This window comes from Aminobacter sp. UC22_36 (assembly GCF_044056035.1).
GTDB lineage: Bacteria > Pseudomonadota > Alphaproteobacteria > Rhizobiales > Rhizobiaceae > Aminobacter.
The window spans coordinates 4997885-5023045 of the sequence record NZ_CP171996.1 but is presented as its reverse complement, the minus strand read 5'-3'; the positions used below and the strand labels follow the sequence as shown (position 1 = coordinate 5023045).

24 protein-coding genes and 2 pseudogenes are annotated in these 25161 nt (G+C 63.6%); 14 read left to right on the top strand and 12 right to left on the bottom strand.

What is annotated here, in order from left to right:
- Positions 1-99: 99 nt before the first annotated feature.
- From ACHMW7_RS28140 to ACHMW7_RS28115, 6 genes are all read right to left on the bottom strand, one after another.
- Positions 100-288, bottom strand: a complete 189-nt coding sequence (locus tag ACHMW7_RS28140) for a hypothetical protein (protein ID WP_395448640.1) — start codon at positions 286-288, stop codon at positions 100-102.
- A 166-nt stretch (positions 289-454) separates the two neighbouring features.
- On the bottom strand, positions 455-799 hold the full coding sequence (locus ACHMW7_RS28135) for a hypothetical protein (RefSeq protein WP_395448639.1): 345 nt from the start codon (positions 797-799) through the stop codon (positions 455-457).
- A gap of 232 nt (positions 800-1031) precedes the next feature.
- The gene (locus ACHMW7_RS28130; RefSeq protein WP_395448638.1) at positions 1032-1283 is read right to left on the bottom strand and encodes a hypothetical protein; all 252 of its coding nucleotides are present in this window, start codon (positions 1281-1283) and stop codon (positions 1032-1034) included.
- Positions 1284-1460: 177 nt separating this feature from the next.
- Positions 1461-2978, bottom strand: a complete 1518-nt coding sequence (locus ACHMW7_RS28125) for a S8 family serine peptidase (protein WP_395448637.1) — start codon at positions 2976-2978, stop codon at positions 1461-1463.
- Positions 2975-3637, bottom strand: coding sequence for an anti-sigma factor (locus ACHMW7_RS28120; RefSeq protein WP_395448636.1), 663 nt, complete (start codon positions 3635-3637; stop codon positions 2975-2977). Before ACHMW7_RS28120 ends, ACHMW7_RS28125 begins: the two co-directional genes overlap by 4 nt.
- Complete coding sequence (locus ACHMW7_RS28115) at positions 3634-4206, bottom strand: sigma-70 family RNA polymerase sigma factor (RefSeq protein ID WP_184769877.1); 573 nt, start codon at positions 4204-4206, stop codon at positions 3634-3636. Before ACHMW7_RS28115 ends, ACHMW7_RS28120 begins: the two co-directional genes overlap by 4 nt.
- 221 nt (positions 4207-4427) lie before the next feature.
- Between ACHMW7_RS28115 and ACHMW7_RS28110 the strand changes: the two genes are divergently transcribed.
- The 6 genes from ACHMW7_RS28110 to ACHMW7_RS28085 all read left to right on the top strand — a co-directional run bounded on the left by ACHMW7_RS28110 (position 4428) and on the right by ACHMW7_RS28085 (position 9107).
- A complete protein-coding gene (locus ACHMW7_RS28110) occupies positions 4428-5156 on the top strand; it encodes a TenA family transcriptional regulator (protein WP_214391987.1) in 729 nt (242 codons plus the stop codon).
- A 96-nt stretch (positions 5157-5252) separates the two neighbouring features.
- The gene (locus ACHMW7_RS28105; protein WP_395448635.1) at positions 5253-5732 is read left to right on the top strand and encodes a heme-binding protein; all 480 of its coding nucleotides are present in this window, start codon (positions 5253-5255) and stop codon (positions 5730-5732) included.
- Between the two features lie 41 nt (positions 5733-5773).
- Positions 5774-6787, top strand: a complete 1014-nt coding sequence (locus ACHMW7_RS28100) for a 2Fe-2S iron-sulfur cluster-binding protein (protein ID WP_395448634.1) — start codon at positions 5774-5776, stop codon at positions 6785-6787.
- A 32-nt stretch (positions 6788-6819) separates the two neighbouring features.
- Positions 6820-8061, top strand: a complete 1242-nt coding sequence (locus tag ACHMW7_RS28095) for a carboxylesterase family protein (protein ID WP_395448633.1) — start codon at positions 6820-6822, stop codon at positions 8059-8061.
- Positions 7950-8372, top strand: coding sequence for a carboxylesterase family protein (locus ACHMW7_RS28090; protein ID WP_395451463.1), 423 nt, complete (start codon positions 7950-7952; stop codon positions 8370-8372). The genes ACHMW7_RS28095 and ACHMW7_RS28090 overlap by 112 nt, the downstream gene beginning before the upstream one ends.
- A gap of 93 nt (positions 8373-8465) precedes the next feature.
- Positions 8466-9107, top strand: a complete 642-nt coding sequence (locus tag ACHMW7_RS28085; RefSeq protein ID WP_184769882.1) for a GntR family transcriptional regulator — start codon at positions 8466-8468, stop codon at positions 9105-9107.
- Positions 9108-9124: 17 nt separating this feature from the next.
- Here ACHMW7_RS28085 and ACHMW7_RS28080 read toward each other — a convergent pair whose 3' ends face one another.
- Positions 9125-10144 carry a substrate-binding domain-containing protein gene (locus ACHMW7_RS28080; protein ID WP_395448632.1) on the bottom strand — a complete coding sequence of 340 codons (1020 nt, stop codon included), beginning with the start codon at positions 10142-10144 and terminating at the stop codon, positions 9125-9127.
- 356 nt (positions 10145-10500) lie between these two features.
- Between ACHMW7_RS28080 and ACHMW7_RS28075 the strand changes: the two are divergent.
- The 5 genes and pseudogenes from ACHMW7_RS28075 to ACHMW7_RS28055 all read left to right on the top strand — a co-directional run bounded on the left by ACHMW7_RS28075 (position 10501) and on the right by ACHMW7_RS28055 (position 17060).
- A pseudogene (locus ACHMW7_RS28075) lies at positions 10501-11857 on the top strand (ABC transporter substrate-binding protein).
- Between the two features lie 118 nt (positions 11858-11975).
- Positions 11976-12983, top strand: a pseudogene (locus tag ACHMW7_RS28070) (carbohydrate ABC transporter permease); the annotation flags it as partial.
- A gap of 11 nt (positions 12984-12994) precedes the next feature.
- Complete coding sequence (locus ACHMW7_RS28065) at positions 12995-14149, top strand: carbohydrate ABC transporter permease (RefSeq protein WP_395448631.1); 1155 nt, start codon at positions 12995-12997, stop codon at positions 14147-14149.
- Between the two features lie 4 nt (positions 14150-14153).
- On the top strand, positions 14154-15818 hold the full coding sequence (locus ACHMW7_RS28060) for an alpha-glucosidase (protein WP_395448630.1): 1665 nt from the start codon (positions 14154-14156) through the stop codon (positions 15816-15818).
- A gap of 129 nt (positions 15819-15947) precedes the next feature.
- Positions 15948-17060, top strand: coding sequence for an ABC transporter ATP-binding protein (locus ACHMW7_RS28055; protein WP_395448629.1), 1113 nt, complete (start codon positions 15948-15950; stop codon positions 17058-17060).
- A 125-nt stretch (positions 17061-17185) separates the two neighbouring features.
- On the opposite strand, the gene ACHMW7_RS28050 is transcribed toward ACHMW7_RS28055, so the two are convergent.
- The 4 genes from ACHMW7_RS28050 to ACHMW7_RS28035 are packed head-to-tail and all read right to left on the bottom strand — an operon-like array spanning position 17186 to position 20703.
- Positions 17186-18028, bottom strand: coding sequence for a metal ABC transporter permease (locus ACHMW7_RS28050; protein ID WP_395448628.1), 843 nt, complete (start codon positions 18026-18028; stop codon positions 17186-17188).
- 49 nt (positions 18029-18077) lie between these two features.
- Positions 18078-18938 (bottom strand): metal ABC transporter permease, encoded by an 861-nt coding sequence (locus ACHMW7_RS28045; RefSeq protein WP_395448627.1) that lies wholly within the window; start codon positions 18936-18938, stop codon positions 18078-18080.
- Positions 18935-19846 (bottom strand): manganese/iron ABC transporter ATP-binding protein, encoded by a 912-nt coding sequence (locus ACHMW7_RS28040; RefSeq protein WP_395448626.1) that lies wholly within the window; start codon positions 19844-19846, stop codon positions 18935-18937. Before ACHMW7_RS28040 ends, ACHMW7_RS28045 begins: the two co-directional genes overlap by 4 nt.
- Positions 19843-20703 carry a metal ABC transporter substrate-binding protein gene (locus ACHMW7_RS28035; RefSeq protein ID WP_395451462.1) on the bottom strand — a complete coding sequence of 287 codons (861 nt, stop codon included), beginning with the start codon at positions 20701-20703 and terminating at the stop codon, positions 19843-19845. Before ACHMW7_RS28035 ends, ACHMW7_RS28040 begins: the two co-directional genes overlap by 4 nt.
- Positions 20704-20990: 287 nt before the next feature.
- Between ACHMW7_RS28035 and ACHMW7_RS28030 the strand changes: the two genes are divergently transcribed.
- The 3 genes from ACHMW7_RS28030 to gndA all read left to right on the top strand — a co-directional run bounded on the left by ACHMW7_RS28030 (position 20991) and on the right by gndA (position 23967).
- A complete protein-coding gene (locus ACHMW7_RS28030) occupies positions 20991-21212 on the top strand; it encodes a DUF2171 domain-containing protein (RefSeq protein ID WP_395451461.1) in 222 nt (73 codons plus the stop codon).
- Positions 21213-21970: 758 nt separating this feature from the next.
- Entirely contained in the window at positions 21971-22411 is a 441-nt protein-coding gene (locus tag ACHMW7_RS28025) for a Fur family transcriptional regulator (protein ID WP_395448625.1), read from the top strand.
- Positions 22412-22545: 134 nt separating this feature from the next.
- Positions 22546-23967, top strand: a complete 1422-nt coding sequence (gene gndA / locus ACHMW7_RS28020; protein ID WP_395448624.1) for an NADP-dependent phosphogluconate dehydrogenase — start codon at positions 22546-22548, stop codon at positions 23965-23967.
- On the opposite strand, the gene ACHMW7_RS28015 is transcribed toward gndA, so the two are convergent.
- Complete coding sequence (locus ACHMW7_RS28015) at positions 23964-25019, bottom strand: LacI family transcriptional regulator (RefSeq protein WP_395448623.1); 1056 nt, start codon at positions 25017-25019, stop codon at positions 23964-23966. The two genes, gndA and ACHMW7_RS28015, sit on opposite strands and share 4 nt — an antisense overlap.
- Between the last annotated feature and the right edge of the window lie 142 nt (positions 25020-25161).

Genomic DNA, 25161 nt, shown 5'->3' with positions numbered 1-25161 from the left:
CTCAAAAGAACAGGTCATGATGAGGCGGAGCTATAGTTCCGATTGCGGCACTCTCAAGGCATGAGTGAGCGGATCGATCACGCGTGATGGGCTCACTTTCTACTGGTTCTTGAAACAGCGCAGTTCGACTTCGTTGCGATAGTCCTCGACCGCGCGCTGCTGCATTGGCGCTGTCGAAAATCGTGGATGTTCGTAAGCCGCCAGAATTTCGTCCCGCGTACCGGCCCCGGGCGCGTTCTCCAGGTGCAACTGGCTGCTCAGGGGAATACCAGCCTGTCGCGAAGACATGATGGTTGCCGCCCAGGACCCCCTCAAGTGGCAAAGCTGGTCCGGCGTTGGGTTGTTGGATGACGCTTGCGCGGGAAGAGGCGCCAACAGCAAGATGGTAAGAACTGTCCTGCGCATTGCTGGGCAAATCTCCTGTAACGGCGAGCGCATGTTGTCTGGCGTGCGCTCAGCGCCCCTGCAGCACGCGGATCAACTTGCTGTTGTCGGCAGTGGTGGAATCGAGGTTGCGATAATCCTGGTAGGTGATGCGGTTGCTGGCCATGCCGTTGATCATGCGCTTGCAGAAGGTTTGCGCGTAGTTGTTCGGGCTGATGTTGAACACCGCGGCCATCTCGGCCTTGTCCTTGGCGGATCGTGCGTTCTCGTCCTTGATGCAACTCGCCATGATCTCGCGCTTGAGCGACGGGCTGCCGCTGAGTGCGGTCTGGGCGGTCTTGTATTCGCCTTGCGACATGGTCGTGCAGCCTGCAACAATTGCGAGAAGCCCAAGCAAGGTTACCCTACGGATCATGTCGTGCGCCCGGATGTGAAATTTGATTGAAACAAAAGAAAAGAACAATCGCGTACTGCAACGGCTCAGGTGCGTTCGTCAACTGTCGGTTGAAAATAAAGCAGCGTAACTGGCCACATAAGGTGACAATATCATGCGAATTTCGTAGTTAAGCGGGTTCTGTATTAGTGGTGTCTTTGATTTTTGAGCTCGATTGCGCCGTGGCGCACCCGGCTGCGTTAGCGCGATGTGATCACCAGCCCAGCGGGGTTCCGCAGACGATTAGATAGCATTCGGCATAGCGCTTGTACTCCGGCGTGCCGTATGCCGGCTTCGTATAGCTGTGGCGATAACTGTCGAGCAAGCTGGCACACATGACCTTCTCGAATGGCGGCCAGGAACTGACGGCCAAGGCTTGTGGCGACGCCAGGGCAATGGCGGCAAGGATGAAGCATCCCAGGCTGGCTGCTGCGAAAAGAGAAGCGTTGCGCATGGCGATAATCATGTACAGAGCTCGAATATCGCCTGCAACGGGTGATGACGATCATGATGAACGCAGTATTTTGTCAGCGTGGTGTCGGAAATACTGGAATGCGATCAAGCCGGCGAAGCATTTCAGCGCGAGGTGAGTGTCAGCGGACCTCTCCGCCATCGCGTGAGCCGTGCCGACGAGGTGCTGCGCTTACTCCTTGGCCGCTTCCGCCGCCTTGGTGTTGATCAGGCCGAAGCCAAAGTCGGTGTCGCGGCCCTTGTCGCCGAGGTCGGTGGCGGTTGCCGCCAGCGCCTTTTCGATCGAGTCGGCACTGCGCTCCGGTTCGTTGTGCAGCAGGTTGGCGATCGCGCCGCTGACCACGGCTGCGGCAAACGACGTGCCGGTGACGAGGTCGGTGCCGCCGCCGACGGGCGCCATGAGGTCGACGCCGGGCGCCGAGATGTAGACATAGGGGCCGCGATTGGCCTGCTTCATGATCGCGTCCTTGGCGTCGGTGGCGGTCACCGCGATCACGCCCTTGTAGGCGGCGGGATAGCCATAGGGCGCACCGGGGCCGTTATTGCCGGCGGCGGCAACGAGGATCATGCCGCGCGCGCGGGCGCCTCGGCTGGCCTGCTCCAGCAGCGCATTCTTGGGGCCGACAAAACTCATGTTGACGATCTGGACGTCCTGCTCGGCGGCCCAGTCGAGCGCGTTGAGGATGATCTCCATCGTCGACTTGCCGCCCTCGAAGGCGCGGGCGTGGAAAATCTTCGAACCCGGCGCCATGCCCTTGAACGCGCCGGTGCCTGATATCAGCCCGGCGACCGAGGTGGCGTGGTCGCGGGCGGTGACGGCAACGCCCGGCATGGCGTCGAAGCTCTGGACGATGACGCCCTTGAGCGCCGGATGGGTCTCGTCGATGGCCGTGTCGATGACCGCGACATTGACGTTTTCGCCGTTGGCCGCCGCCTCGTCGAGCGAGATGCGCTGGAAGGCGAAGCTGGGCACTGCTGCTGCCTGCTGCAGCTCGTAGATATGGTTGGGCTCGCGCTCGCTGGTGCGGCCATCTCCCGCCAGTTGCGCCAGCACCACGCCAACCGGCCGGCCGTCGGGAATGCCGAAGCGCACGAGGCTGGTGCCGAGCAGGACCGACTGGCGCTGCGAGCGAATTTCCAGGCCATAGGCGGCGGCCAATTCCTGGGCGTCGGCAGCATCGCCTGCAACAGTCACCAGCACTTCGTCAGGCACGAAGGCGCCCGAGATGGCGCGCGGCGGTGCGGTGACGGCGCTGCCTGGTGGCGCGATGTCGGGTGCAGGTGGTTGCGGTGGGGTCGCCCCGGCCTGCGCGCCGCCGCCGGAAGGAGCGGCATTGCCGCCGGCGGGATCGCGTAGCGGGTTAGGCGTCGGCAGCGGCGTCGCCGGCTGGCCGCCCGAAGCGATGCCGGGAAAATCGCCGGGATTGGGAAACAGGTCGACGAGCAGTTCGGGCAGGCTGACGGGCGCGGGCAGGGCGCCGCTGCCGGATGCTGTTCCGGCTGGCGCGGTGCTATCAGGCGTTTGGCCGCCCGGCTGCAGGCAATTGGCATTGCCGGCTGCCGTGGTCTGGTTGAGGCAGTCGAGCTGCTGCGGCGTCAGGCTGGGATCGTTGGTCTGGGCGAAAACAGGCGTGGCGGCGAACAATGCCGCCGCCAGCACAAGCCGTGCAAATCGCCTCGACGCCATCATCCCTGCGGTTTCCTTCCTGCCGTCACCGTGTCGGCAAAGGGCGCCGCCGCGATGGCGCCGACGATGCGATCGTAGTCGGCGACGGTTTCGGCCGGGATTGCGATGCGGAAGACGCCGCTTGCCGTCGGGCCGTCGATGATCGAAGCGCCATTGTCGCCGAGCAGGTTGGCGATGTCGGCCATCCTGGCATCCGGCTTGAAGGTCACTAGGGCGAAGGGCAGCTTGGTCTGGTCTTCGCCGGTTCCAGCGACCTGGACGTCGTTGCTGCGGCCGCCGGGTTCGAGCACCGACTGGACCATGACCAGCGCCAGCAATGCCGCCGCCGCTCCCCAGGCGACGCCCACCGGCAGGCCCATGAACCGTTCCCAGATACGCGACAGCAGCGATTGCGCCTGCGGCTCGCGCACCGGCCCGGCTTCGGCATCGAGCAGCTTGGAGAAGCGGCTCAGCGCATCGGCGGGCGGCCGGATCGTCTCGTTGGAGGCCATCGTGCCTGAGAACTCGGCCTCGGCGGCTTCAAGGGCAGCGGGTGCCGCCGGATCGCTGGCGAGCCAGTCCTCGACGGTCGCCAGTTCGGACCCTTCGAGCGTGCCGTTCAGGTAGAAGGGCAGCAGCGTTTCGATCTCGTCGCGGCGCGACATTTTTTCGGCAGCGCTCATGGCCAGCCCCTGTCATATCCGGCGGCCTTCAAGGCTTCGCCGAGTTTCTTGCGGGCATAAAACATCCGCGTCTTCACGGTGGCGACCGGAATGTCGAGCACCTCGCCGATCTCGGTGACCGACTTGCCATGGTAGTAGGCGAGATCGATGACCGTGCGATGTTCCTCGGCAAGCGCGTCGACGAAGCGGCGCAGGGCAGCACCCTTGTCGGTCTTCATCGTCGCCACTTCGGGCGTGTCGTTGTCGTCGGGCACCGCCGCCGCATCGTCGTCGTCGAGCCACTCTTCCTTGCGCTTGCGCAGCGACGACAGCGCCTTGAAGCGGGCTATGCCGAGCAGCCAGGTCGAGACTTCCGAGCGGCCTTCGAATTTCGGCGCCTGGCGCCACAATTCGAGAAACACTTCATTGGCTACGTCATCCGCCATCGCTTCCGACCCCGTCTGGCGCGCCACGAAACGGTAGACCCGTGCGTGGTGCCGCGTGAACAGGAGCCGCAAAGCGGCGCGGTCGCCGTTCGCGACGCGGCTCACGAGATCACGATCGGACATGGGGTCTGATGCGATGTTCATGGCCGGTGCTACCGCCGGGCTCCTGTCTGCTTGGTCGTTGTTGGCCGCAAAAAGGTTCACCGGAATGTTTCGGATGAAAGAAAGCTAGCCGAACTTCCGCGGCATGGCCAGTCCGCTGCGCCGCCGCACTGTCGGCATCCTTTACCGGCCCTTGCACTCAAGCCAGTTTGGTATACAGTATTCCAAAATGATCTGCAGACGATTTCTCAAGGGAGCAGTGAATGACCGTTGCAATGAATCCGGACGAGTTCCGCACGGCGCTGGAAAACGCCATCAAGGGCAAGAGCGCCAACAAGTCGCCGTTCAGCGTCGGCTGGGCGAGCGGCAAGCTCAGCCGCGAGCACCTCGCCCGCTGGGCCGAGAACCATTACCACTATGTCGGGCCGTTCGCCGATTACCTCGGCTACATCTATGCCCGCATGCCGGAGGGCTACACCGAGGCCAAGGATTTCTTGCTCGCCAACATGTACGAGGAAGAGATCGGCGGCGACCGCCACACCGACCTGCTCGTCCGCTTCGGCGAAGCCTGCGGCACGACGGGCGACAGGATGCGCGACCCCGACAACATGTCGCCGACGACACGCGCCCTGCAGAGTTGGTGCTATGCGGTGGCGATGCGCGAGGATCCCATCGTTGCCGTCGCCGGCCTCGTCGTCGGCCTCGAATCCCAGGTGCCGTCGATCTACCGCAAGCAGACGCCGACGCTGCGCGACAAATATGGCTTCACCGACGAGGAGGTCGAGTTCTTCGACCTGCACATCGTCTCCGACGAGATCCATGGCGAGCGCGGCTACCAGATCGTGCTGGAGCACGCCCGCACTGTCGAGATGCAGCAGCGCTGCCTCAAGATCTGCGAGGTCGGCGCCCAGATGCGGCTGCTCTACACCACCGCGCTCTACAACGATTATGTCGCGGCCGAACTGCCGCTCGAGGAACTCCTCGCCGCCTGATCCCTCGCCATAGTGGGGGAGCGTGCGGGGCAGCTGGCTTGCCTCGTGCGTTCCCTCTGCGGCTCAAAATGCCAACCATTGCCGGACGATAACGACGTGAAACAGGTCCTGAAACTCGAACTCGAAGAAGCCCGTGTGATGGTGGCCGCGGCGGTTGCCAAGGCGCTGGAACTCAATGTTCCCGAAACCGTCTGCATCGCCGATGACGGCGGCTATCCGATCGCGCTCGAACGCATGAACGGCGCGCGTGTCACCGGTCCGCAGATCGCCTGGAACAAGGCCTTCACCGCTGCCGGCCACAAGCGCTCGACGCATCTGTTCACCACCCCGCCAAACGGCCCGGCGCTGCCCGGCAACGAGGCCTTTGGCATCCAGCTCAGCTTCGAGGGCCGCTTCGCCGCCTTCGTCGGCGGCTTTCCCGTCGTCGTCGACGGCGAGGTCATCGGCGGCGTCGGCCTCAGCGGCGGCAATGGCGAGCAGGACATCGCCTGCGGCGTGGCAGCACTTGCCGCATTGCAGGCCATGCTGGAGCCCAAGGGGCACAAGGTCATGGTCCAGGCCGACATCAAGAAGTGACCGAAGCGGCAGCGCCGCATCCAACCGTAGTGGAGGCATGGATGGACCATGTTGTGCGCGTCCTCGAAACCGAGGACCAGTTTACCGTTGCCGCAGACGAATCCGTGCTGATGGCGGCGATCCGCCAGGGCGTTCAGCTGCTGCACGACTGCACCGAGGGCGGCTGTGGCACCTGCCGCGTGCGGCTGATGGAAGGCTGCGTGCGTTATGACGAGTATCCGCTGGCGCTGACACCGGAGGATGAGGAGGAAGGCTTCGCGCTCGCCTGCCAGGCGCGGCCACAAAGCGACCTGTTGATCTCGACCGAGCGTCCGATGGAACCGTGCTCCGATCCCGAACGGTATACCGCGACCGTGGAATCCGTCCGCCATCTCGGCGGCGATGTCGTGCACCTGACGCTTGCCATCCCCGGCGCTGAGCAACTGGTCTACCGGCCCGGGCAATATCTCAACCTGCTGCTTGCCGACGGCAACAAGCGCAGCTTTTCGATGGCGTCGGTGCCCAACGGCAAGACCGTCGACCTGCACATCCGCCGTGTCCGCGACGGCTACTTTACCGGCGGACAGCTGCTGCGGCTCAACGCCGGCGACAGGCTCGACGTCGAACTGCCGCACGGCCTGTTCTGCTGCCGCAAGGAGGACTTCCGGCCGCTTGTCATGGTGGCGACCGGCACCGGCCTCGCGCCGATCAAGAGCATTTTGGAATCGCTGATGGACGATCCCGATTGTCCTCCAGTGTCGCTTTACTGGGGCATGCGGACGGAGGAGGATCTCTACCTGCACGACGAGATCCAGTCCTGGGGCGAGCGTCTGTGCGACTTCCAGTATGTGCCGGTGCTGTCGCGGCCCGGACCGGGCTGGCAAGGGCGGCAAGGCTATGTCCAGGAGATCGCCGCCGAGGACATCGGCGATTTTTCCGAGCACGCGATCTATATGTGCGGTTCGCCCAACATGATTTCGAGCGCCAGGAAACTGTTCGTCGAAAACGGCGCCAACCCTGGCTTCATCTACGCCGACGCCTTCAATTTCCAGCACACGCTCGTGCCGGCCGAATAGCGCCAGACAGCGGCCGCACTGCAATGGGCAACATGGAGATCGCAGTCGAAACGCCGGCCGGCCGCCTCGCCGGGCGACGGCATGACGGCGTCGACCATTTTCTCGGTATCCCCTATGCGGCGGCACCTGTAGGCGGACTGCGGCTGCGCTCGCCCAGGCCCGCGCCGAACTGGACCTACATACTTCAGGCCGACCGGATCGGCCCGGCCGCGCCGCAGCATCTCGCCGGCAGCCAGACTTGGCTCAACGAGCCGATCGTCCGTATCGACGAAGACTGCCTGACGTTGAATATCTGGGCGCCGGTCGGTGCGCGCGATGCGCCGGTCCTTGTTTGGTTCCACGGTGGGGCGACACGCAACGGCCATGGCGGTGCGGCCGCCTGCGACGGTTTTCGCCTCGCCCGCGAGCACGGCATCGTCGTTGTCACCGTGAACTACCGGCTCGGCGTGCTGGGCGGTCTGGCACATCCGGACCTGATCGACCTCGACACTGGTTTCAGCGCCAATTGGGGTCTGCAAGACAAGATCGCGAGCCTGCGCTGGGTCCAAGAGGCAATCGCAGCTTTCGGCGGTGATCCCCGGGAGGTGACGATAGCTGGCCAATCTTCAGGTGCCGCCAACGTCGTGCTGATCGCGCAGGATCCTGATTGCCGGGGCCTGTTCCGCGCCGTCATCGCCCAGAGCCCGCCGCTGTTCCAGCCGCCAATGTTTGTCGGCCTCGACGCCGCCGCCGAATACACCGAAGCGGTGGCCGCGTCCCTTGGCACCTCGGTCGCGGGCTTGCGCGATCTCGACGGCGCAGACCTAGTCCGCCGCGAAGCCGCGCTGCTGCGCGACGCCGATTTCGCCAGCCGGTTTCCCCGTCCGCGCACGGCGCCAACGCTCGATGGCAGGCTGGTGCATGCCTGGCCGCATGACGGCGTGCTCGCCGACGTGCCGCTGCTGATCGGCTTCACCCGCGACGAGGCGAAATTCTGGTACGACCTCGCTCTGCCCGACGGTGTCAGGCTTTCGCCGCTTTCACCACCCAGGCCGGGCGCGCCATTCGAAGCAGCACTGAGGCGGCTGATCGCCCTGCATTATCCGTTCGAACCGGCGCCGACGCCTGTGGCAATCCTCGCCGGTTACCGCGCCGCCATGCCCGAAGCAGGAGATGATGCGCTCTGGCTGGCGATCTACAGCGACGTCGTCTTCCGTGCCCCGATCTGGCGGCTCGGCACGCGCAGCGCGGCTCGCCTGTCTTCCTCTACGATTTCGCCTGGCCGCTCGCGGTGACGGGTGGCACGCCGCACGCCGCTTGCGTGCCTTTCGTCTTCGGCACCCACCGCCATCCGCATCTCGCCGCCAAGATCGACGCCGATGACGCCGCCGACGCGCTTTCCCGGTCCATGATGGCGGCCTGGGCGGCATTCGTGCGCGATGGCGCGCCGGCAATGCCCAATTGGCCTCACCTCAACCCGGGGTTGCCGGTCGATGCTTCCGCCGCGATGACCATCGACGGCAACGGTATGCTGTTTAGGCCGCTTCATGGCGCTGCCCGGCTCGCTTCGTGGCCGGCAATGGGCATAATTGATGACGCGGATTGAATATTGTACTCCAAAGCCCGGACGCTATATCATCTGGCACAAGGCGTTGCTTCCGCAGGTTGATTCGACCCTTGCCACAGGAAGTGTAAGATCATGACCGTCGTACTCGGGGAAATCCACGCTCCGCTCACCAAGCTGATCACCGCCGCCTTGCGCGAGCGCATCGTCAGCGGCGAAATCGGCGTCGGCGAAAGGCTGGTCGAAGGCCGCCTCTCCGAGGAGATGGGCGTGTCGCGCATGCCAGTTCGCGAGGCGCTGCGCGAGCTTGCCGCCGAGGGCATCGTCACCATCGAACCGCGCCGCGGCGCTTCGGTCACGGTGTTCAGCGAAGACCAGAAGCGCGAGCTAGTCGAGGTCCGCGCCACGCTCGAGGCACTTAACGCCAAGCTGGCAGCCAAGCGCCACGATCCCGAACAGATCGCCGCTTTGCAGCGCATCCTCGATGACGGCGCCAAGCTTGCCGACACTGACGACCCTGTGCTTTTGTCGCGCCAGAACACCGAGTTCCACGAAGCGCTGGCGACCGTTGCCGCCAACTCGGTGCTGCAGGACATGGTGCGCTCGCTGCGTGACCGAACCGTGATGCTGTTCGCCCCGATCAGCAAGCGCCGCGGCCGCCAGAATTGGGAAGAGCATGCCGGCATCCTGCGCGCCGTGATTGCCGGCGACAGCGAACTCGCTGCCCTGCTTGCCGCCCGCCACGTCTACAACGCCGCTGAGATGCCGCAGGAATAGCGCTCCGCGCGGATTTCCTATTTCACCCCTGAAATCGACCCGCGCACCACCAGGTCGACCGGCCAGACCTCGCCGCGCGCGCCGTCCTCCAGCCCGGAGATCCGGGCCGCCAGCCGCTCCGCCACGCGTGCGCCGGCAGCGCGGATCGACGAGCGTGTCGTCGTCAGCGGCACCGAAAAATGCTCAGGTTTCAGCCAGTGAAAAACGTCATCGTGGCTCACCAGCGACAGGTCGCGCGGCATGACCAGGTTGAGGTCGCGCGCCGCGCGCACGACGCCGAGCGCCATCAGCAGGCTCGAGCAGACGATCGCCGTCGGCGCATCGGAGCTCTCCAGCAGCCGGCGCGCGGCGCGATAGCCGTTCTCTTCGGTCATGATTTCCGAACGGGTGTTTTTCGGCTCCAGCACCAGCCCGCTTTCCGACAGCGCCCGTCTGACACCGCGTTCGCGGAAGATGGCGAAGGTTTGGGTGTCGTCGCCATTGATCAGCGCCACCCGCTTGTGGCCGAGCTGGATGAGCAGCCGCGTCGCATCGTGGAAGGCGCCCTCATTGTCGATGTCGATGAACGGATAATCGAAATCGAGCCCCTCGCTGCGGCCGTGCACGATGAAGGGGATGCCGAGCTGGTGGGCGAGCGCCACGCGTTTGTCGGCGCTGTAGGGAGCCGAGATGTAAAGCGCGTCGACCTGCTTGTTGGCGACGATGCGCCGGTAGGTCGTCTCCTCGTCCTGGGCATCCGCCGGGCTCAGCACCAGGTCGAGCTCGTGGCCCCGGGCATAGTCGCCGAGGCCTGACAGGAACTCGACGAAATGCGGGTCGATGTCGACCGAGGCCCCGGTCGGCATGACATAGCCGATCATCCCGGCCTTGCCGGTCGCCAGCCTGCGCGCGCTCGGGTTCGGCCTGTAGCCGTGGCGCTTGGCGGCATCCGTGACCCGGCGGCGCGTCTCCTCGCTGACCTCCGGATAGCCGTTCAGCGCGCGGCTCACCGTCGTCTGCGATAGTTCGAGCATCAGCGACAGCTGCTTGAGGTTCACCTCGACTCCAATTCCCAAAGCGCTTTCAATTGAGCTTCCCTCTGATGTCGAGCGAAGCAGGCGCGTCGCGCTGGCAAGAATACCCGTCCGATTGCTTGCTTTGAAGCGAAATCTACTATTGCGGCGCCCAAAAAGCATGCTGCAGCGCACGCTCCTGCTAAATTTAAATCGATTAGTTGACCAAACCTCTTGACTCCTGACAATTCCGGTGGCGTGATGTCGGCATCCAAAGCGCTTTGAAATGCCGTTGCGTGATGTAGTTGCAGCTTGCGCAAGACTGGGGCACAGTTCGGGGCGGTGCAGGCGGGCGGAATGGAGGTTCCGTCCGGAGTTTTCGATCCACTGGGAGGAAGACCATGAGGAAGACCCTGTTGCTGGGCGTAGCTTTTGCTGCCGTCGCCCTGAGCGCGCCCGCGTCGGCGGAGCTGAAGTTCAAGCCGGGCGAGGACGCCCGTTTCACCTGGGCAAATTTCGACGAACTCAAGAAGGTCGACCTGAAGGGCGAGACGCTCTCGATCTTCGGGCCGTGGCGCGGCGAGGACGAAGCGCTGGCGCGTTCGGTACTCGACTGATTTCAGCGAGGCCACCGGCGCTACGATCAATTATTCGTCGTCGGAGAATTACGAACAGCAGATCGTCATCGACACCCAGGCTGGCAGCCCGCCCAACATCGCCATCCTGCCGCAGCCCGGCCTGATCCAGGATCTGGCTTCCAAGGGCCTGCTCACCCCGCTCGACGAGGGCACCGCCAATTTCGTCAAGGAGAATTACGGTGCCGGCCAATCCTGGGTCGATCTCGGCACCTACAAGGACAAGGAAGGCAAGCCAGGCTTCTACGGCTTCCCCTTCAAGGCCGACCTGAAGTCGCTGGTCTGGTACGTGCCGGAGAACTTCGAGGAAGCCGGCTATGAAGTGCCCAAGACCTGGGAAGAGATGCAGGCCCTGACCGACAAGATCGTTGCCGATGGCGGCGTGCCGTGGTGCATCGGCTTGGGCTCCGGCGGCGCCACCGGCTGGCCGGCTACCGACTGGGTCGAAGACATCATGCTGCGCACCCAGGCGCCCGACGTCTATGACAAGTGGACCAAGAACGAGATCCCGTTCAACGATCCGGCCGTCGTCAATGCGCTCGACATCTTCGCCAAGATCTCCACCAACGACAAATATGTCGACGGCGGCAAGGCAGCGGTGTCCGCAACCGACTTCCGCGACAGCCCCAAGGGCCTCTTCGCCGTTCCGCCCAAGTGCTACCTGCACCGTCAGGCGTCGTTCATCTCGTCCTTCTTCCCTGAGGGCACCAAGCTCGGCGAGGGTGCCGACTTCTTCTACCTGCCGCCCTTTGCTGCCAAGCCTGAACTCGGCAACCCGGTTCTCGGTGGCGGCACGCTGTTCACCATCGCCAAGGACTCCAAGTCGGCGCGTGCCTTCATCGACTTCCTGAAGATGCCGCTGGCCCACGAGATCTGGATGGCGCAGTCGGGCTTCCTGACCCCGCTCAAGACGGCGAACAAGGAGGCCTATGCCAACGACGCGCTGAAGAAGCAGGGTGACATTCTCGTCAACGCTTCGACCTTCCGCTTCGACGGTTCCGACCTGATGCCAGGCAAGATCGGCGCTGGTGCCTTCTGGACCGGCATGATCGACCTTGTCGGCGGCAAGCCTGCGGCCGATGTTGCCGGCGATATCCAGAAGAGCTGGGACGCGATCAAGTAGCTTCGGCTTCCCGCCGGGCTTTCCTTTACTGCTTTCGATCCGGGCCGTTGGCCCGGGTCGGGATGCCCGGCCTTTCATTCCCAATTCTGAGCCAGCCTGATCCCAGGGGGATGATCCCATGACGGCACAGATACTTTCGGCCATTTTCACCATCATCGTCGGCGTCGGCGGCTGCGTCGTCTACTACTGGGGCGCCAACAAGATCCTCGACGCGGTCTTTCCGTCGCGCGGTGTCTCGGGTGCTGCCGCTGTCGACAATCTTCGCCGCCAGGGCTTGATCCGGCCGTGGCTGTTCGTCGGTCCGGCGATGCTGATCGTCACCGTCTATCTCGTCTATCCGGTGATCGAAACGCTGAGGCTCTCCTTCATGGACCGCGCCGGCGAGAACTTCGTTGGCCTTGCCAACTACAGCTGGGCCTTCGGCGACCGCGAGTTCCGCAATTCGATCTTCAACAACCTGCTCTGGCTCGCCGTCGTTCCGGCCGCCTGCACCTTCTTCGGCCTGATCATCGCGGTGCTCACCGACAAGATCTGGTGGGGCAATATCGCCAAAAGCCTGGTCTTCTTGCCGCTCGCCATTTCCTTCGTCGGCGCCAGCGTCATCTGGAAGTTCGTCTACGAGTACCGGGCCGAGGGCCAGACCCAGATCGGCATCCTCAACGCCGCCGTGCAGTATCTCGGCGGCAATCCGCAGGTGTGGATCTCGACGCCGTTCTGGAACAACTTCTTCCTGATGGTCATCCTGATCTGGATCCAGACCGGCTTTGCCATGGTCATCCTGTCGTCCGCACTGCGCGGCATCCCCGAGGAAACCATCGAGGCGGCTGTCATCGATGGCGCCAATCCGTTCCAGATCTTCTGGAAGATCATGGTGCCGCAGATCTGGGGCACGATCGCGGTTGTCTGGACCACCATCACCATCCTGGTGCTCAAGGTCTTCGACATCGTCTTGACCATGACCAATGGCCAGTGGAACAGCCAGGTGCTGGCCAATCTGATGTTCGACTGGATGTTCCGCGGCGGCGGCGACTTCGGCCGCGGTGCTGCGATCGCAGTCATCATTATGCTCGCGGTGGTTCCGATCATGATCTGGAACATTCGCCAGGCCAATCGCGAAGGCGGGGGAGGACACTTGACATGGCCAGTTCAAGTGGAAAGTCTTTCCTCGGCCGCTTTGGCGTCCACATCGCGGTTCTCGTCTTCGTCGCCATCTGGACCATCCCGACGCTCGGCATCCTGATCAGCTCGCTGCGTGACAAGGACCAGCTCATCGTCTCGGGCTGGTGGACGGCACTTTCGACCTCGTCGCAGACCGAAGCCGGCCGCACCGACGCCGCCGACAAGCAGGTCGAAAAGGACGGCAAGTTCCTGATCATCGGTAATTTGTTCGGCGCCGGAGATGCCAGCACCGTCACCGCCTTCGGCACCAAGGCGCAGCAGCCGACGCAGTTCGAGGCCGGCACCGCCGCCGACCTTGGCGATGGTGTGACGCTCCAGGTCAATGACGACGGCTCCTATGTCATGACCTCGCCCAAGGCATTCGAGATCACCCGTGGCCAGCGTGTCTATTTTTCGGCCTCGGCGCCGCCGCGTTTCACCACTGACAACTACCGCACCGTGCTGTTTTCGGAGGGTATCGGTCGCTCCTTCATCAATTCGCTGACGGTCACGATCCCGGCGACCATCATCCCGATCCTGATCGCCGCCTATGCCGCCTACGCGCTCGCCTGGATGCGCTTTCCCGGCCGAGCGCTGCTGATCGCCGTCATCATCGGCCTGCTCGTTGTGCCGCTGCAGATGTCGCTGATTCCACTGCTCAAGCTCTACAACGGCGTCGGCCTTTTCTTCGGCGTGCCGGCCAAGACCTATCTCGGCATATGGCTGGCGCATACCGGCTTCGGGCTACCCTTCGCCATCTACCTCTTGCGCAGCTACATCGCCGGCCTGCCGCGCGAGATCATGGAGTCGGCGCGCATCGACGGTGCCAGCGACTTCGAGATCTTCGTCAAGATCGTGCTGCCGCTGTCCTTCCCGGTGCTGGCCTCCTTCGCCATCTTCCAGTTCCTGTGGGTCTGGAACGACCTTCTGGTGGCTATGGTGTTCCTTGGCTCAGGCTCCGACCAGCTGGTGCTCACCGGCAAGCTCAACGCGCTGCTCGGTTCGCGCGGCGGTGATTGGGAAATCCTCACCACCTCGGCCTTCGTCACCATCATCGTGCCGCTGATCGTGTTCTTCTCGCTTCAACGTTATTTCGTCCGCGGCCTGCTCGCGGGTTCAGTCAAGGGAGGCTAGCTCCATGCAAGCCGCAATGCGCAAGATCGAAAACCCTGAAATCGCAGTCGACCGCGACTGGTGGCGGGGAGCGGTGATCTACCAGATCTACCCCCGCAGCTACCAGGACTCCAACGGCGACGGCATCGGCGATCTTCAGGGCATCATCGAGCGTCTGCCGCACATCGCCGACCTCGGCGCGGACGCGGTCTGGATCTCGCCCTTCTTCAAGTCGCCGATGAAGGATTTCGGCTACGACATCTCCGACTACCTCGACATCGACCCGATGTTCGGCACGCTGGTCGACTTCGACGCGATGATATCAGAAGCGCATCGCCTCGGCCTCAAGGTGATGATCGACGGCGTCATCTCGCACACCTCAGACCTGCACCCCTGGTTCAAGGAAAGCCGTTCGAGCCGCGACAACGCCAAGGCCGACTGGTATGTCTGGGCCGACGCCAAGCCGGACGGCAGCCCGCCCAACAACTGGCTGTCGATCTTCGGCGGCTCGGCCTGGCAGTGGGACACCAGGCGCATGCAGTATTACCTGCACAACTTTCTGTCCGAGCAGCCCGACCTCAACTTTCACAACCGCGACGTCCAGGACGCGCTGCTCGACGTCGCCCGCTTCTGGCTCGACCGCGGCGTCGACGGCTTCCGCCTCGACACCATCAACTTCTACTTCCACTCGGCAGGGCTCGAAGACAATCCGGCCCTGCCGCCGGAACAGCGCAACGACCAGACCGCACCGGCGGTGAACCCCTACAATTTCCAGGATCACATCTACGACAAGAGCCGGCCTGAGAACCTCGAATTCCTCGCCCGCTTCCGCGCCGTGCTCGACGAGTATCCGGCAGCGGCGGCCGTCGGCGAAGTCGGCGATTCCCAGCGTGGCCTCGAGGTCGTTGCCTCCTACACCGCCGGCGGCGACAAGGTGCAGATGTGCTACGCCTTCGACTTCCTGGCGCCGGAAAAGATCACCGCCGCCAAGGTCCGTACCGTGCTGGAAGACTTCGGCAAGGCGGCCAGCGACGGCTGGTCGTGCTGGGCCTTCTCCAACCACGACGTCGTCCGCCACGCCTCGCGCTGGGGCCTGGGCGAGGCCGATGGCACCGCCTATCTCAAGGTGATCTCGGCGCTGATGATGTCGCTGCGCGGCTCGGTCTGCATCTACCAGGGCGAGGAACTTGGCCTGACCGAGGCCGGTCTCGCTTTCGAGGACCTGCAGGACCCCTACGGCATCCGCTTCTGGCCCGAGTTCAAGGGTCGCGATGGCTGCCGCACGCCGATGGTCTGGAACAAGGATGCCAAAAACGGCGGCTTCTCCTCGGCCAAGCCATGGCTGCCGGTGCCGGCCGAACATCTCGCCAAGGCGGTCGACACGCAGCAAGGCGCCGCCGCTTCGCTGCTCGAACATTACCGCCGCTTCCTTGCCTTCCGCCGCGCCCATCCGGCGCTGGCCAAGGGCGATATCTCGTTCCTCAAGGCCGATGGCGACGCCGTTGCCTTCACCCGTCGCGAAGGCAATGAGGAGATCGTCTGCGTCTTCAATCTTGGCAGCACAGCGGCTAACGTCGACCTCGGAGGTCGAGGCCTGCAGCCCCTGTCGGGACACGGGCTCGATGGAAATGCAAATGCCGGCGCAGTCCGGCTCGGTGGTTACGGCGCCTGGTTCGGGCGCTTCGTCTGACCGCATCGGCCCGAAAATCGGAACCGATTTTCGGAAAGCACGATGCGGAGACCAGTAAATACTGGAGCGAACTCTGCGCGTCCAAATGGGCGCGCGGCGCTCCAGGGAAAAAGAATTTGGGAGGAAACCATGGCCGATCTAACGCTCAGGGACGTCAAGAAATCTTACGGCAATCTGCACATTCTCCACGGCATCGACCTCGACATCAAATCGGGCGAGTTCATCGTCTTCGTCGGCCCTTCGGGCTGCGGGAAGTCAACGTTGCTGCGCTCGATCGCCGGGCTCGAGGAGATCACCGGCGGCACGCTCGAGATTGCCGGCGAGAAGGTCAACGACATCCCGCCGTCCAAGCGCGGCATCGCCATGGTGTTCCAGTCCTACGCGCTCTATCCGCACATGACGGTCTACGACAACATGGCTTTCGGCATGAAGATCGCCAAGGAAAGCAAGGCCGAGATCGACAAGCGCGTGCGCGCCGCCGCCGAAATCCTGCAGCTGACCAAATATCTCGACCGGCTGCCCAAGGCGATGTCGGGCGGCCAGCGCCAGCGCGTCGCCATTGGTCGGGCCATCGTGCGCAATCCGAAGGTGTTCCTGTTCGACGAGCCGCTATCCAACCTCGATGCGGCCTTGCGTGTCGCCACCCGCATCGAGATCGCCAAGCTCAAGGAGTCGATGCCCAACACGACGATGATCTACGTCACCCACGACCAGGTTGAGGCGATGACGCTGGCTGACCGCATCGTCGTGCTCAAGGACGGGCGCATCGAGCAGGTTGGTACGCCGATGGAGCTCTACAAGCACCCCGGCAACCTGTTTGTCGCGCAGTTCATCGGCTCGCCGGCAATGAACATCGTCGCCGGCACCATCGACAGGGCCGGCGAGACCAGCCTGGTCAGCCATGTCGGTGGCCACAAGACCTCGGTGCCAGTGGCGACGCCTGCCGAAGCCCAGGGCACGGCAGTCAGCTTCGGCGTACGGCCCGAGGATCTCTATGTCGCGACCGGCGACGACTATCTGTTCGAGGGGCTGGTCGATTATGTCGAGCAGCTCGGTGAGGTCCAGCTCGTCTATGTCGACATCGGCCGTGCTGATCAGCCGCTGGTGACGAAGCTGCCGGGCAATGTCGAGGTCAAGCGCGGGGCAAAGATCCGGCTCGCCGCCAGCCCCGACGAGCTGCATATCTTCGACAGCGAGGGTCATTCCTTTGCCCGCCGCCGACTGACCGCCGCGGCCGCGTAAAGGGCCGCCTTTTCCCTCTCCTGGGTGGCTCGAACAGCCGGGTGGGGGATCGGAAGACGCAGCACCTCCACCTCCACCCCGCTCCGCTTCGCGGATCGACCGTCCCCACAAGTGGGGGGGTAAACTCACTCTGCCATCACTTGCCGCTCTCGAAGCGCTGTCCGGCGCTTCGAGACGAAGAAAGCGGCAACGAAAGCCATGCCCATCAACAGCACGATTGTCGGCGCCGGCGCGCTGTCGATGAAGAAGCTGAGATAGACGCCAAAGAATGAGCACAGCACCGCCACCAGCACCGAAACCAGGAGCATGCGCTCGAAGCGGTCGGTGAGCAGATAGGCGATCGCGCCGGGCGCGATCAGCATGGCGATGGCGATGATGATGCCGACGGCCTTCAGCGCGCCGACGATGGTCAGCGACAGGATCGACAGCAGCCCGTAATGCAAAAGCTTGACCGGCAAGCCGATGGCCTGCGCGTGTTGTGGATCGAAGGCGTGCAGCAAGAGATCCCGCCGGAACAGGCCGATGGCGCCGGTGGCGATCAGCGCGATGACAGCCGTCTGGCCGACATCGCTCCAGCTCACGCCCAGCATGTCACCGAACAAGATGTGATCGAGATGCACGTCGGTCTGGATCTTGGTGTAGAGCACGATGCCAAGGCCGAACATTCCGGAGAAGACGATGCCCATGACGGTGTCTTCCTTGATCCGGCTGTTCTGCTTGAGATAGCCGGTGGCCAGCGCGCAGGTCATGCCGGCGGCGAAGGCACCCACCGCCAGCGGCAGTCCGGCGATGTAGGCCAGCACCACGCCGGGTAGCACCGCGTGGCTGATGGCGTCGCCCATCAGCGACCAGCCCTTGAGCACCAGGAAAGACGACAGCAACGCCATCGGCACGGCCACCAGCAGGGCGATGACGAACGCCTGCTGCATGAACGGGAAGGCGAAGGGGAGGGTAAGGCTTTCGATCATGGCTGCACCACGCAGGCCTGAGCGGGGTGGGAAGAAATGAGACCCATCATCATACCCCTGCCTCCAGTGCTTCGCGCGCCCGCTTTCGCGACGCCAGCAGGCCGTGTTTGGGCGCGAAGACGAAAGCGATCAGGAAGATCAGCGTTTGCGCCACAACGATGATGCCGCCGGTGGCGCCATCGAGGAAATAGCTGGCATAGGCACCGACAAAGCTGGTGATCGAGCCGATGGCGACGCTGATCACGATCAGTCGCGGAAAGCGGTCGGTGAGCAGATAGGCCGTCGCCCCCGGCGTCACCACCATGGCGATGACCAGGAAGGCGCCCACCGTCTGCAAGGCCGCCACTGTCGAGGCCGACAGCAGCATGAAGAACAGCACCTTGAGCAGATCGGGCCTGAGCCCGATCGAACGGGCATGGTTCTCGTCGAAGAAAGCGACCATCAGGTCCTTCCATTTGGCAAGCAAGATGGCCAGTGAAATGCCGCCGATCAACACCAGCTGCAGCGTGTCGGATGGCGTGATCGCCAGGATATTGCCGAGCACGATGGTCTGGATGTTCACCGAAGCCGGTGACAGCGAGATCATGAACAGGCCAAGCCCGAAGAACGAGGTGAAGATCAGCCCGATGATGGCGTCTTCCCTGAGCTTTGTGCGCTGGTTGAGGAACAGCATCGCCCCGGCTGCCAGCCCACCCGAGATGAACGCGCCGAGCGCGAAGGGCAGGCCGAGCATGTAGGCACCGGCAACGCCTGGCACGATCGAGTGCGAAAGCGCATCGCCGATCAGCGACCAGCCTTTGAGCATCAGATAGGCCGAGAGGAAGGCGCAGACGCCGCCGACAAGTGCGGACACCCACATGGCGTTGAGCATGTAGCCATAGCCGAACGGCTCGCTGAGCGTGGCGATCATTTGCGGCGCCCGCCCTTCTTGGCAGCGTCTTTGTCGGCGTCGTCGCCATAGATGACGAAGGGGCGCTCGTCGTCGGTCAAGACAGTCACCTGGCGTGTGTCGGCAGCGTCCTGGTGCAGTTCGGCGCCGCCAAGGATGAACTGGCGCAACACGCCACCGAAGGCCTTTTCGAGATTGGCCTTGGTGAAGGTTTCAGCCGTCAGCCCGGAGGCGAGAACGGTGCGGTTGACCAGCACGGCGCGGTCGCAGAAGCGCGGCACCGAACCGAGATTGTGCGTCGACACCAGCATCACCCGGCCTTCGTCGCGCAGGCCCTGCAGCAGCGTGATGATCGCCTCTTCAGTGCGTACGTCGACCCCGGTGAAAGGCTCGTCGAGCAGGATGATCTGGCCTTCCTGGGCCAGCGCGCGGGCGAGGAAGACACGCTTCTTCTGCCCGCCCGACAGCTCGCCGATCTGGCGCTTGCGGAAGTCGGCCATGCCGACGCGTTCAAGTGCCGCATCCACCGCCTCGCGGTCCACGGCACGGGTCATGCGAAAAAAATTCATGTGGCCGTAGCGACCCATCATGACGACGTCTTCGACCAGCACCGGGAAGTTCCAGTCGACATCCTCGCTTTGCGGCACATAGGCGACGAGGTTCTTCTTCAGCGCCTCACGCGCCGGCTCGCCGAAGATCGATACGCTGCCGGTGGCGAGCGGCACGAAGCCCATGATCGACTTGAACAGGGTCGACTTGCCGCTGCCATTGACGCCGACCAGCGCTGTGATGGTACCGCGAGGAATGGCGAAAGAGGCGTTGCGCAGCGCAGTGTGGCCGTTGCGGTAGGTCACCGAGATGTTGTCGACGCGCAGGCCGTCGCCGCCCTGCGCTGTGGTTGCGGGGCGACCTTTCAAGGGGACATTCATTGGGCGAGCCCCTTGACGATGGTCTGCGTGGTGACGCTCAGCAGGTCGAGATAGGTCGGCACCGGGCCGCTGGCGTCGCTCAAGGAGTCGACATAGAGCACGCCGCCATATTTGGCGCCGGTCTCTCGTGCCACCTGCTCGGCCGGCTTCGACGACACCGTGCTTTCGCTGAACACGGCGGGAATGCTGTTGGCCTTGACGAGGTCGATCACCTTGCGCACCTGCTGGGGCGTACCTTGCTGGTCGGCGTTGATCGGCCAAAGATAGACTTCCTTCAGGCCGAAGTCGCGTGCCAGATAAGAGAATGCGCCTTCGCTGGTGGCGAGCCAGCGCCGCTGCTCGGGAATGGTCTCGATCGCCGAGTGGATTGGCGCCACGGTCGCCTTGATCTTTTCCGAATAGGCCGCGGCGTTTTTGGCATAGACCTCCGCGTTCTTGGGGTCCTTCGCTGCGAATGCCTTGCGGATGTTTTCGACATAGATCAGGGCCGCCTCGGGCGACATCCAGGCATGCGGGTTGGGCTTGCCGGTGTAGGGCCCCTCGGCGATGCCCATCGGGACGACGCCGTCGGAGACGACGGCTTGCGTCACGCCATCGAGATTTTCGAAGAACTTTTCGAACCACAATTCGAGGTTCAGCCCGTTCCACAGCACCAAGTCGGCCTTCTGGGCACGCAAGATGTCGCCTGGCGTCGGCTGGTAGTTGTGGATCTCGGCATTGGGCTTGGTGATCGATTCCACCTCGGCCGCGTCGCCGGCGACGTTGCGCGCGATGTCGGCAATCACGGTAAAGGTGGTGACCACCTTCATCTTGCCGCCGGCCTCGCTCTCTTGCGAGCAGGCCGATAGTCCGAGCATCGCTGCGAGCATGGCGATGGCGGCAAGGGTGAAACGAAGCGCTGTCATGGAAATCCCGTCCGAGAAGCCGCGCCGAACGGGCGGCAGATACGATGCCTTACCTAATGGCACGTCGTGGCATTGTCAATGCAATTGCAAATCGTTTGCAAGTAGCGATTCGGCTGCTGCGTTCGCGCATCTGAGTGGCTGGCGTGCATCCAATCGCCGGTTTGCGCGTTGTCATGCTTTCCAGCCTCACCCAGTCCCAACCAGGGAGAACGATCGTGTCCTCAGACATTCGCGAGCATATGGAAGTGATTGGTGCCGACGGCGTTCACATCGGCACTGTCGACAAGGTCGAAAACGGCCGCATCAAGCTGACAAAGAAGGACAGCGGCGAAGGCAGCCACCGTGGCCACCACCACTACATTTCGACGGCTCTGGTCGCCGAAACCGAAGGCAACAAGGTTCGGCTGTCGGCCAACGCCGATGTCGCGGTGACGTTCGAGGAAGAGGGCAAGCCCGGTTGAGCTCGCGGCGTCAAGATTGCCCACGGAGCGTCGGCGGATTCTAGTGGTTGATGGAGCCTTTTATACGCCGCAATCTGTGACCGTTTGCTAGGCGGGACAAGCTACGGAATGGATTCCCGACACTCTCCCCATAAGGGCTGCCGAGACGTCTCCGCCAATCGTAGGCACTCCCCACAATCCGTCATTCTCGACCTCGTGAGCGAGTGAAACGAGCGGAGAGCGTCGGGAATCCATGCCGTGACGACCGAGTTGCAACCACGGCGCAGAACCAATCCCGGGCCCTGCGGCGGCTGGCGGCGCAGAAGAGCCGAGGCGACTGAGCAAGGCAAGAACACCGGGCGGGGGTGAGACCTGTACGGCCGCAGGCCGGCGAAAAGCCAACGACTTGGCTTTTCGAATGTCGAACGCCCGGAGCCATAGCGGAGGGCCGAGGAGCGCCACTCATACACTATCGGAAGGTATGGCCTTGCGCCCCCGCCTCCCGAACTATCTCCAAGATGGGATTGCCCCTTTGACAATGGCCAGACGCGAAAAGCGGACGTGGCGGTGGGGCGGCTCGAACTCGCAGAAATTGGCGCCGCCCCTCACCCGACCCTTCGGGCCACCCTCTCCCCGTAAACGGGGCGAGGGAAGAGCGTCTAGCTGAACAGGCATCCGATCTCCCGCATGGAGAAGAGCAAAGACCCCCCGCTCTCATCTGGGGATGAACGCATACATAATCTTTTGCAACTGAGTGTCATCTGGCACATAGTCGCGCCATGACGAAGACCACGACAAAGCCTGTTTCCAAGAAGCCCGATTACGAAAAGGCGCTGCGCAAGGCGGGCATCCGCATCACCCGTCCGCGCAAGATCATCCTGAACATATTGGGCGAGACGGAAGACCATCCCGACGCGCTCGAAATCTTCCGCCGTGCCGAGACGATCGACAAGAGCATCTCGCTGTCGACGGTCTACCGGACGATGAAACTTCTGGAGGAAATGGGCGCGATCCACCGCCACGCCTTCGAAGGCGGACCGTCGCGATTCGAGCAGGCCGGCGGCGACCATCACGACCACCTGATCGACATGGACACCGGCGACGTCATCGAGTTCCGCTCCGACCGCATCGAGCAGCTGCAGCAGGAGATAGCCCGCCAGCTCGGCTATGACATCGTCCATCACCGGCTGGAGCTTTACGGCCGCCGCCGTAAGGATTGATGACGCAAGGTCAGGCCACGACGAGTTGATCGCTTGGCAATAAGGCGTGCCGGGTGTCGAGTTGACCTTGTCACGGGCCCGGTCAATCATGCCGCGTCTTTCGAAGACCGCAATCAGCAGACAGGAATGGCGACATGGAAAAGGCCGAAATCGGACTGATCGGATTGGGCACGATGGGCTCGAACCTGGCGCTCAACATCGCCGAAAAAGGCCATCGCATCGCCGTCTTCAACCGGACCCCGGCCCGCACCCAGGCGTTCGTCGAATCCGCCGGCGCGCTGCGCGACATGGTGGTGCCCTGCGCCTCGATCGAAGAGCTGACCGCTGCCATCAGGCCACCGCGTCCCGTCATCATCATGGTGCTGGCGGGAACCCCGGTCGACGAACAGATCGCGGCCTTGCACGGTGTCATGTCGGCCAACGACATCATCATCGACGCCGGCAACGCCAATTTCCGCGACACCATGCGCCGTTTCAGGGAGCTCGAAGGATCGGGCCTGACCTTCATCGGCATGGGCGTTTCGGGCGGCGAGGAGGGCGCGCGCCACGGGCCTTCGATCATGGTCGGCGGCACGCCTGAATCCTACACCCGAGTCGAGGATGTGCTGACCGCGATCTCGGCCAAATTCAAGGGCGAGCCCTGCGCCGCATGGCTCGGCACCGATGGTGCCGGCCATTTTGTCAAGACCATCCACAACGGCATCGAATACGCCGACATGCAGATGATTGCCGAGATCTACGGCATCCTGCGCGATGGACTCGCCATGAAGCCGAAGGAAATCGCGCCGGTGTTTGCCGGCTGGAACAAGGGCCGGCTCGAATCCTACTTGATCGAGATCACCGCGTACGTACTCGAAGCTGACGATCCCAAGACCGGGCGTCCGGTGGTCGACATCATCCTCGACCGGGCCGGGCAGAAGGGCACCGGCAAGTGGTCGGTCATCGAGGCGCAGCAGCTCGGCATCCCGGCAACGGCGATCGAGGCAGCGGTCGCGGCCCGCGTGCTGTCGTCGATGAAGGACGAGCGGCTGGCGGCCGAGAAGGCCTACGGCGCCAACACGCTCAAGTTCGCCGGCAGCAAGGGCGAGGTGCTCGGCGACCTCGAGCTTGCATTGTTTGCCGGCAAGATCGCGGCCTATGCCCAGGGCTTCGCGGTGATGGCCGGGGCCTCCAAGGAGTTTGGCTGGAACCTGCCGATGCCGACGATCGCCAAGATCTGGCGCGCCGGCTGCATCATCCGCTCGCAGTTCCTCGACACCATCGCCGAAGCCTTCGGCAAGGCCGATCCGTCGACCAACCTTTTGATGGTGCCGGCCTTCGTCGAGATGATGGGCAAGGCGCATCCTTCGCTGCGCCGCATCGTTGCCCGCGCCGCCGAGGCCGGGCTGCCGGTGCCGGCGCTGTCGTCGGCGCTCGCCTATTTCGACGGCTATCGCCAGGGTCGGGGCTCGACAGACCTCACCCAGGCGCAGCGCGATTTCTTCGGCGCCCATGGCTTCGAGCGCATCGATGCGCCGGGGGCGCATCATGGGCCGTGGGGCAGCGGGGCGGCTTAAGCCTCGTAGGCTTCGACAGCGCTCGGCTGGCTGAGACTCTGCAGCGAAGCGATGTCGCGGCCGGCGATGCGGCCGAGCACAGCGCGGGCCAGTTCCGCGCCGGCCAATCGCACGTCTTCGTTGACGACATAGAGCTGCGGCCGAAGCAGATGCAGCAGTTTTGACGACTGCTTGGAGACGATGTCGACGTCCTCGCCGACCCTGAAACCGGCGTCCTCGACACCAGCGACCAGTGCAAACGTGCCGGCGCCTGCGCCGCTGACGAAGCCGTCGGGACGGTGCGGTCGGCGCATCAGCTCCGACGTGACCGCACGGATGTCTTCGATCGAGTGGTCGACGGTCGCCGTCGGGAACGGCACCTCGTTGAGGCCGTAATCCATCAAGGCGTCGGCGAAGCCGTCGCGCATGTGCCTGAAGTAGCTGAGGTTCGACGGCGGGGCGAGCAATGCCAGCCGCTTGCGCCCGAGGGTGGCGAGTTTCTTCACCGCTTCGACGGCGTAAGCATGGTTGTCGAAATCGTGGAACGGATGGTCGATGCCCATATGGGTGCGGCCATGGGTAGCGAACGGCATGCCGCGCTCGGTCATGTAGCGCACGCGTTTGTCGTCGGGCTCGGTGCGCGAGATGATGACGCCGTCGGCAGAGGCGGTCTCGACGACATAACGCACCGGCTCGAGCGGGTCGTTGTTGCGCGAATAGGGCGTGACGACGAGATGATAGGGCGTCTGCGCCAGGGCCTCGGAGATGCCGTAGATCAGGTCGGAAACGAAGCCGCCGATCTGTTCCTCGGTGTCGAGCACGAGGCTGATGACATTGGTCTTGCCGGTGCGCAGGCGTACCCCGGCGCGGTTGGGCCGATAGCCGATCTGGCGGGCGACGAGTTGCACGCGCTGCCTAGTCGCCGCCCCGATCTCGGGCGCGTCCTTGAGCGCGCGCGACACCGTGGTGACGCCGAGGCCGGTCATGAAGGCGATGGTCTTCAGCGTTGGCGGATTGGCCTCGCCGCCAGCAGTCTGGCCACCATTTTCATCCGGCGGTGTCTTGTCGTTCATGGCCGTTGCCCCGCCGTAGTCCCTGCTCGGCGCATATCGCATTTGCATGATGGACCTGACAAGCGCTTCCTGCAAGGACTGTAACGTTTCAGATTGTGCTAATTCACGATGTTTTCGAAGGGCGGCCAGGGAGGTCGACCCA

Excerpts from the sequence above, each read along its gene's own strand:
- ACHMW7_RS28140 (WP_395448640.1), bottom strand. The coding sequence starts at position 288 with ATGTCTTCGCGACAGGCTGGTATTCCCCTGAGCAGCCAGTTGCACCTG.
- ACHMW7_RS28135 (WP_395448639.1), bottom strand. The coding sequence starts at position 799 with ATGATCCGTAGGGTAACCTTGCTTGGGCTTCTCGCAATTGTTGCAGGC.
- ACHMW7_RS28130 (WP_395448638.1), bottom strand. The coding sequence starts at position 1,283 with ATGATTATCGCCATGCGCAACGCTTCTCTTTTCGCAGCAGCCAGCCTG.
- ACHMW7_RS28125 (WP_395448637.1), bottom strand. The coding sequence starts at position 2,978 with ATGATGGCGTCGAGGCGATTTGCACGGCTTGTGCTGGCGGCGGCATTG.
- ACHMW7_RS28120 (WP_395448636.1), bottom strand. The coding sequence starts at position 3,637 with ATGAGCGCTGCCGAAAAAATGTCGCGCCGCGACGAGATCGAAACGCTG.
- ACHMW7_RS28115 (WP_184769877.1), bottom strand. The coding sequence starts at position 4,206 with ATGAACATCGCATCAGACCCCATGTCCGATCGTGATCTCGTGAGCCGC.
- ACHMW7_RS28110 (WP_214391987.1), top strand. The coding sequence starts at position 4,428 with ATGACCGTTGCAATGAATCCGGACGAGTTCCGCACGGCGCTGGAAAAC.
- ACHMW7_RS28100 (WP_395448634.1), top strand. The coding sequence starts at position 5,774 with ATGGACCATGTTGTGCGCGTCCTCGAAACCGAGGACCAGTTTACCGTT.
- ACHMW7_RS28095 (WP_395448633.1), top strand. The coding sequence starts at position 6,820 with ATGGAGATCGCAGTCGAAACGCCGGCCGGCCGCCTCGCCGGGCGACGG.
- ACHMW7_RS28085 (WP_184769882.1), top strand. The coding sequence starts at position 8,466 with ATGACCGTCGTACTCGGGGAAATCCACGCTCCGCTCACCAAGCTGATC.
- ACHMW7_RS28065 (WP_395448631.1), top strand. The coding sequence starts at position 12,995 with ATGGCCAGTTCAAGTGGAAAGTCTTTCCTCGGCCGCTTTGGCGTCCAC.
- ACHMW7_RS28060 (WP_395448630.1), top strand. The coding sequence starts at position 14,154 with ATGCAAGCCGCAATGCGCAAGATCGAAAACCCTGAAATCGCAGTCGAC.
- ACHMW7_RS28055 (WP_395448629.1), top strand. The coding sequence starts at position 15,948 with ATGGCCGATCTAACGCTCAGGGACGTCAAGAAATCTTACGGCAATCTG.
- ACHMW7_RS28050 (WP_395448628.1), bottom strand. The coding sequence starts at position 18,028 with ATGATCGAAAGCCTTACCCTCCCCTTCGCCTTCCCGTTCATGCAGCAG.
- ACHMW7_RS28045 (WP_395448627.1), bottom strand. The coding sequence starts at position 18,938 with ATGATCGCCACGCTCAGCGAGCCGTTCGGCTATGGCTACATGCTCAAC.
- ACHMW7_RS28040 (WP_395448626.1), bottom strand. The coding sequence starts at position 19,846 with ATGAATGTCCCCTTGAAAGGTCGCCCCGCAACCACAGCGCAGGGCGGC.
- ACHMW7_RS28035 (WP_395451462.1), bottom strand. The coding sequence starts at position 20,703 with ATGCTCGGACTATCGGCCTGCTCGCAAGAGAGCGAGGCCGGCGGCAAG.
- ACHMW7_RS28030 (WP_395451461.1), top strand. The coding sequence starts at position 20,991 with ATGGAAGTGATTGGTGCCGACGGCGTTCACATCGGCACTGTCGACAAG.
- ACHMW7_RS28025 (WP_395448625.1), top strand. The coding sequence starts at position 21,971 with ATGACGAAGACCACGACAAAGCCTGTTTCCAAGAAGCCCGATTACGAA.
- gndA (WP_395448624.1), top strand. The coding sequence starts at position 22,546 with ATGGAAAAGGCCGAAATCGGACTGATCGGATTGGGCACGATGGGCTCG.
- ACHMW7_RS28015 (WP_395448623.1), bottom strand. The coding sequence starts at position 25,019 with ATGAACGACAAGACACCGCCGGATGAAAATGGTGGCCAGACTGCTGGC.